The sequence below is a fragment of the Sulfuriflexus sp. genome (assembly GCF_032250955.1).
Lineage (GTDB): Bacteria > Pseudomonadota > Gammaproteobacteria > AKS1 > AKS1 > Sulfuriflexus.
On record NZ_JAVVES010000100.1, the window covers coordinates 1 to 5,740 of the forward strand.

Consider the following 5,740-nt stretch of genomic DNA (forward strand, 5'->3'; position numbering starts at 1 on the left):
TCACCTTGGCGGACTGGATCTTTATCCTGATGGTGTTATACGGTAAATCTTACCCACCACATCTGGGGAAGAGCCCTTATGTCTTTGTTCCACAAGTAAGTACCACTTCGTCATCTCCCAGTCCTTTTACATGGCCGCCGACTGACTTCAGCATTACGCTGAAGGTCATGGCGCTTGATAACAAGGGCGAGCAGGTATGGACGGGCAGTGTAGCGGGCAAGGGGCATGCTGAGTTTGAAGAATTCAAGAATGACTTCCAGCTCGCAGCCAGGCTTGCCAGTAAGGCAGCGTTTATAAAATTGCAGGAAGAGATAGTAAAGGCCAGCGAACTACACTAATGACAAGAGGAGTTTATTTGCCTCTCGATGGCGTTTATCCGGCTTATGGTCGGTTGGGAAATGTCGGCAGGACATGAGCTTTTTTCCAGTATCAACCCAATAACGCGGCCACAACGGCAGTCCAGGCCCTGGCCAGGTTATTAAGGTCATAGCCACCTCCGCCGAGGGCGATAAGGCGGCCATCACATACCCGGTTCGCGAGTACCTTGAGGCGTTTCGTGACAAAAGCATGTGTCGCTTCACTGTATTGCATCTGTGTGATGGGGTCGCCGTCGAGGCTGTCCGCTCCGGCTTGCAAGATAATAAACTCCGGGCGGGCCTTTTCGATAAAGGCCTCGGTGGCGGGCCACATATGCATTAGCAGGTCATCAGTCGCGCCCGGCGGCATGGGCACATTCATTTTGGTGCCGACGGCTTCATCCTCACCTGTTTCACCGAGCGCACCCGTGCCAGGATAGAGCGTGCGACCATCCTGATGAAAGTCGACAATGCAGACGTCAGGGTCATCGGCAAAGGCATAGAACACCCCGTCGCCATGATGGGCATCGATATCGATATAGGCGATCCTGCGGATATGATGCTGGCGGCGCAGCACCTCAATGGCGATACCACAATCATTGAAGACACAAAAGCCGGCTGCCGCATCGCGCTGCGCATGGTGCAGGCCGGCAATGGGGACAAATACCCTGGCACACTGGCCAGCGAGTATCCGTTCGATACCATCAAGCACACTGCCGACGACAAACCGCGAGGCCTCGTACATGCCCTTGAATGCCGGAGTATCGCCGCTGTCGAGCATGCCGGTACCGGTTGCTGAAAGCGCGATGACCTTGTCGATATAGCTGGCGGTATGAAAGGTTTCTATGGCATCGCGTGCGGCCATGACAGGCACACATTGACAGACCCGCTCATGCAGCCCCCGGCGCTCGAGTTCGTTGGTAAAGGCCGCATGCCGTTGCGGGCCGAAGGGGTGTGCGGGGCCGAAATTATAGCTCGCCAGGGCCTCGCCCTTGTAGACACAAACCGGTGCAGTCATGGCCGGGTATGCTCCTTTCGATTGCACCGAGTGACCATTTCTTTTTTTATTACACGGACAAAGAGAATATTTAACATAGTGTGCCGTTGCACCGTATCAAGGCGGTTTATAAAAACGGTGAATGCATCTGGCAACGGGAGCATTGAAAGTGGTATCTCATGGTATTTTTAGCCAGCCGGGCCAGGCGCCTTGCCGGCCTGGTGGTGTTACCGCAGTGGCTCGGCCCAGTCATTGGGCCGTGTGTCAGTGACCTCTGTGCCGAGGTCATCGGCTTCAGCGATATCCATGGTGCCTGTCCAGTTTTCCGGTTCTTCGCAGAGCTCGATATCCATGTTGCGCCATGTGGTGAAACTGATCTCCTCGATGTCACTGTCAAAATACTGAATATCAATACTGTCTTCGCCTATATCGACAATGGTGAATAGCTGCCCTTTGTCTGTGTGTGTACCAGTTATTAACGATCGGATCGTATTCATTTGGCATTGCACTTGCCTCCTTGTTGCAGGTTGGATTCTGTTACCAATAAGGGTCTTTTGCTCAACATTGGTAAGTCCCAATCAGTTCTGCCTGCGCCAGTACGTGGCCTTGCATATTCTTTTCAAGCTTTGCCTTTGTAGGCTCATGTAAATCAGGCAAGCGCGTGTCCAGGGCATAGAGCTTGAAGAAGTAACGATGCCGGCCAGTCGGTGGGCAGGGGCCGCCATAAGCGGTGCGTTTCCAGTCGTTACGGCCCTGATGGGCATTGCCCGGCAGGTCTTCTGCAGAGAGCGCCTCTTCCAGTACCGGGCAGGAGGCCGGGATGTTGTAAAGCAGCCAGTGTACCCAGGTAACTTTCGGTGCCGCCGGGTCAGGGGCATCCGGGTCATCAACAATCAGGACCAGGCTCTCGGCGTCGGCGGGGACATGCTGCCACGCCAGCGGCGGAGAGATGTCCTCGCCATCGCAGGTATACCGGGAGGGTATGTGACCATTATGTTCAAAGGCATTCGAGGTAAGGGACAAGCTCAGTATATTCACCGTGGCGGCTTTATCATATGTAACCGGGCCCTGTAGAACAGCATGACCGGGAGCCGGCGTTGAGAATGCCGTCTGGAATTTCCAACACGGCAATCAGGGTTTCATTTTCAATGCTGACATTAGTCACCGATATCAGCGTAAATACTTATATTCATTGCCGGGTAATTCTCCACAGAATGTGAGGATGCCAGATACCGATATATGGATTGAGCAAGTTGCTGATAGCCCCCTCATGGCAACGGCCATTCACGCCGGGCACGAGATTCGTCGTGAACTGCTACCCCTGTTGGTGCTGGACGATGCCGGGCGTGCGCATGAAGAAGACCCGTATACGGACTATCTTGCCAGGGTGGTGCCCACCTGGCTGGTGCCGCAACGTTCACGTTTTGAAGTAGACCTGAACCGGCCGCGTGACGCGGCCGTCTACACGCGACCGGAAATGGCCTGGGGTCTGCCACTATGGAAGGCGCCGCTCGCCGAAGACATGATAGAACGCTCCTTGCACGAATATGATGCCTTCTATACGGAACTGAAAAAGCTGCTCGACAGGCTGGTTGTGCATTTTGGTCATATTGTGGTCCTTGATCTGCATGCCTATAACTATCGACGTGCAGGCCCCGGCCAGCCGCAGGCTGACCCGGCCAGCAATCCGGAGGTGAATGTTGGCACCGGCACGATGCCGGACCGTGAGCGCTGTTTGCCCGTCATCAGGCGCTTCATCACTGATCTGCATAACTATAATTTCATGGACCGGCATCTGGATGTGCGTGAAAACATTAACTTCCAGGGGCGGCAGCTGGCGCAATGGATCCATCACCACTATCCGGACAGCATCTGTGTCTTGTCGATCGAGTTCAAGAAGTTCTATATGGATGAGTGGACCGGGGTGGTGGACATTGAGCAAATCCAGGCTATTCGTGACGCATTGCAAACGACACTGGAGGGCGTGTTGGAAGAGCTGAAGAACATCAAATGAGTAACGGCGACGAAGATTACCTCAACGATGCGCTGATCGACTCGGTCCTGGATAAATACCGACGGAATATTGCGGTGCGTACAAAAATGAACAGGCGCGGGCGTATCCACCTTGACCGGCAGTTACCCTTTCTGGCCTTTTATCGCCAGCCATCAACAGCTAATGACCGTGGTACGGCGCGTCTGCTGCTCGGCGAGACGTCCTTTTTGCTTGCCGATAACCAGCCCGGCCACCAGGCGGCATTGCACCGGCTGGTGACCGGCATCCTTGATATCCAGCATCGACAATTCGGTGCATGCCTGCTGCTGGAACTGTGGGCCGGCACCGAGGTCACCGACGAAACGCGGCATGTAGCCTTGCGTATTATCGCCCCTCCACATAATGTGCCCCCGGCCTTTCTCGAGCGCATGGAAAATGCCATGCTGAATATTCGTATCAATGATCATCAGCGCGCGGCTGTAGCTGTCTCCTACCAGGAAGAGCCAATCTCACCGTCGCCACCGTTGTTAAGTGACCGCGAACTCAAGCAGTTTAACTGTCTGCACATTGGTCTGGAAGTCAGCCCAATCTACCGGGACACAGGGAGCAACCAGCTGCTGCCGTTTCTTTTACGACGTTTTCATCATGCCTTTAGCCGTGCACTGAAGCGTAGTTTTTATGCCTTCACGCATTACTGTACGCATGTGCGGCCCGTTCATTATCTTGAACTTGGACAGCGGTCGATGACCCCGGCGGTATACGAAACGGATGAGCGGCTGGCCAGAATCAGCAATGACTTTGACCTGCTGCTGCACGTGACACCCACGAATGCGCCATTTGCCTGGGAGGAATTCAGCTGCAGCAGTTATGCACGCATACCGGAATTCCTGTATCGGCCGCGTACGCTGGACCCGGCATTGGTGAAACGGGAACTGTTTGCTATTCCGATCGAGCGTATAGAGGACCCGACGTTGGCACATATCTTTTCGCAGAAACGCGATGAACTGGACAGGCAGCTGACCTTGATCGCTGATCGCAATACGCCACGATTTCTACTTGGTAGTCGGCAGTTATTCGGTGATGTCGATGCTGGGTTATTGTCCCTCGCCGAACAGATACTGGTATTCAGCAAGACTGAAGCAGTGGCAAAGGAGGCTCTGGAATACCTGTCTGCCGAGGCATTCGCTGAACAGGCGCGTCAGGAAATCGCCTATTACCGGCAACAGGATGCAGGCCTGCCGGCGCGGGTCGAAGTGCGTCAGGATGTCACGGGGATCATGGTCTCAAAGGGGAACTTTCTCGTCGGTATGGATGCGCAGGTTTCGAGTGCAGGCCTCAGGGCCACCCTGGCGCATGAAATCGGCACCCATGTGCTGACACACTACAATGGCAATCAGCAGCCCTTTCGTGAATTGTATGCCGGCATGGCCGGTTATGAGTCGATGCAGGAGGGCCTCGCCGTGCTCGCCGAATACCTGGTTGGCGGTCTGGGACGGACGCGCTTGCGTCTGCTGGCCAGCCGGGTGATGGCCGTGCATATGATCACCGAGGGTGCGGATTTTATCGAGACCTTCCGGGGCCTGCGTGAAAGGTACGATCTGGGTCCGCGCGCAGCGTTCTATATCAGCATGCGCGTCTTCCGCGGCGGTGGTTATACAAAAGACAAGATTTACCTGCAGGGGCTGAAGCAGTTACTGCACTACCTGGCAAAGGGCGGTGATCTGGAAGACCTCTATCTGGGCAAGGTCAGTTATGACTACTTGCCACTGGTCAGGGAACTGCAATGGCGCCGGATACTGGTGCGGCCGCGCCTGCTTCCACGGTTTCTCGCTGAAAAGGAAACCACGGCCCGTCTCGATATCCTGCGAAAAGGGCTAACGGTAATGGATTTGATGAAGGATGCCAGCTGATGCGTCTTGGTATAGTCGTCAATGATATCAATACCGAACAGGCCGGTTTTACCACCACCGGTCTGGCCATGAATGCGACAAATCGGGGTCACCAGGTGTGGTATATCGAGATCGGGCAATTCGACTATGCGCCGGACCAGTGCGTGTATGCGCGTGCCCTCTCCAATCCGGTGCGGAAGTATCGTTCCAGCAGCGTCTATCTGGAGAGTTTGCAGGGCAAGTCGGTGCAGCGGGAACGACTGGCGGTGAGCGATCTGGATATTCTCCTGCTGCGCAACAACCCGGCAGATGAAGTCTTGAAGCGCCCCTGGGCACGCCTGGCCGGGATCAACTTCGGCCGCCTGGCCATGCGCCACGGTGTGATTGTCCTGAATGACCCGAATGGACTGAGCCATGCGATTAACAAAATAGGCTCTTCCCCAGATGTGGTGGGTAAGATTTACCGTATAACACCATCAGGATAAAGATCCAGTCCGCCAAGGTG

The 5,740-nt window shown here is 54.9% G+C and carries 6 protein-coding genes and 2 pseudogenes; 5 read left to right on the top strand and 3 right to left on the bottom strand.

All coding sequences use genetic code 11. The annotated features are described in order from the left end of the window. Nucleotides 1–338, top strand: a pseudogene (locus tag RQ738_RS12865) (hypothetical protein); the annotation flags it as partial. A 91-nt stretch (nucleotides 339–429) separates the two neighbouring features. Here the strand turns inward: RQ738_RS12865 and RQ738_RS12870 are convergent. Then, nucleotides 430–1,374: an acetoin utilization protein AcuC gene (locus RQ738_RS12870; RefSeq protein ID WP_314165680.1), complete on the bottom strand. Its 945-nt coding sequence runs from the start codon at nucleotides 1,372–1,374 to the stop codon at nucleotides 430–432. 77 nt (nucleotides 1,375–1,451) lie between these two features. Here RQ738_RS12870 and RQ738_RS13785 point away from each other — a divergent pair. Continuing rightward, a pseudogene (locus tag RQ738_RS13785) lies at nucleotides 1,452–1,520 on the top strand (RNA repair domain-containing protein); the annotation flags it as partial. 60 nt (nucleotides 1,521–1,580) lie between these two features. Here the strand turns inward: RQ738_RS13785 and RQ738_RS12875 are convergent. Together RQ738_RS12875 and RQ738_RS12880 are read right to left on the bottom strand one after the other, a co-directional pair. Beyond that, nucleotides 1,581–1,850: a DUF6763 family protein gene (locus tag RQ738_RS12875; RefSeq protein ID WP_314165681.1), complete on the bottom strand. Its 270-nt coding sequence runs from the start codon at nucleotides 1,848–1,850 to the stop codon at nucleotides 1,581–1,583. Nucleotides 1,851–1,911: 61 nt separating this feature from the next. After that, nucleotides 1,912–2,391, bottom strand: a complete 480-nt coding sequence (locus tag RQ738_RS12880; protein WP_314165682.1) for a YbhB/YbcL family Raf kinase inhibitor-like protein — start codon at nucleotides 2,389–2,391, stop codon at nucleotides 1,912–1,914. A gap of 184 nt (nucleotides 2,392–2,575) precedes the next feature. Between RQ738_RS12880 and RQ738_RS12885 the strand changes: the two genes are divergently transcribed. The 3 genes from RQ738_RS12885 to RQ738_RS12895 are packed head-to-tail and all read left to right on the top strand — an operon-like array spanning nucleotide 2,576 to nucleotide 5,720. Then, a complete protein-coding gene (locus RQ738_RS12885; RefSeq protein ID WP_314165683.1) occupies nucleotides 2,576–3,367 on the top strand; it encodes an N-formylglutamate amidohydrolase in 792 nt (263 codons plus the stop codon). Continuing rightward, the gene (locus tag RQ738_RS12890) at nucleotides 3,364–5,256 is read left to right on the top strand and encodes a flavohemoglobin expression-modulating QEGLA motif protein (protein ID WP_314165685.1); all 1,893 of its coding nucleotides are present in this window, start codon (nucleotides 3,364–3,366) and stop codon (nucleotides 5,254–5,256) included. The genes RQ738_RS12885 and RQ738_RS12890 overlap by 4 nt, the downstream gene beginning before the upstream one ends. Beyond that, entirely contained in the window at nucleotides 5,256–5,720 is a 465-nt protein-coding gene (locus tag RQ738_RS12895) for a hypothetical protein (protein ID WP_314165686.1), read from the top strand. Before RQ738_RS12890 ends, RQ738_RS12895 begins: the two co-directional genes overlap by 1 nt. Nucleotides 5,721–5,740 lie beyond the last annotated feature (20 nt).